The sequence below is a fragment of the Streptomyces chiangmaiensis genome, from assembly GCF_036281785.1.
Lineage (GTDB): Bacteria > Actinomycetota > Actinomycetes > Streptomycetales > Streptomycetaceae > Streptomyces > Streptomyces chiangmaiensis.
Genome location: NZ_JAYWVC010000709.1, coordinates 1 through 642 on the forward strand (window position 1 = coordinate 1; position 642 = coordinate 642).

The following is a 642-nucleotide window of genomic DNA, read 5'->3' on the forward strand; positions in this document are numbered from 1 at the left end:
GACCGATCCTGCACGCAGGGGCGGCGCCCTGGGCCAGGCCCCCCGCGCACCGTTCGTTCGATGGGATCCGTGCGCCGGCTCTGGCGCTGAAGGCGCCAACCGTGCTGCTCAAGTGCCAACGCTGATTGCGCACAGCCGTATTCTGCGGCCGTCGAGCGGCCGTCACGGCGGCGGGGCACCACCGCCGGTCCCGACGCTGCAACGGCGGCCTGCGAGGCGGTCTGCTCGCCGGGCAGGACAACCTTCGCGGACTCGGGATCAGCAGGTCGCCGATCTGGCAGCCGAGCACGACGCAGATGGCGTCCAGGTCCTCCAGCTTGAGGGAGACTGGCTGGCCGGACCACAGCCCGGACATCTTCCCGGCCGAGATGACCAGACCGTGCTCGGCCAGGCTCCGTTGCAGCTCGGACTCCTTCCAGATGCCCTTTTCGCGGCGGCCAGCCGCAGGTTCCACTTCATCCCATCAGCCCTTCCAGTCGCTTTGCGGCCCGCTGCTGCCCGGCAAACCAGGCGTCCTCGACCCGGGTCTGCTGGACGTGGACGTATCGCATCGTCTTGGCGAACCAGAAATGTTCGAAAATCTCCGGAATTGCGACCAGGTCCAGTCCGCCTCGGTAGAGCTCCGACGCGCAGAAGATCAGC

1 protein-coding gene and 1 pseudogene are annotated in these 642 nt (G+C 67.9%); both read right to left on the reverse strand.

What is annotated here, in order from left to right; all coding sequences use genetic code 11:
- Nucleotides 1-454, reverse strand: a 454-nt coding sequence (locus VXC91_RS46555) for a helix-turn-helix domain-containing protein (RefSeq protein WP_408057646.1), incomplete at its 3' end; no start/stop codon positions are given.
- Between the two features lies 1 nt (nucleotide 455).
- Nucleotides 456-642, reverse strand: a pseudogene (locus VXC91_RS46560) (site-specific integrase); the annotation flags it as partial.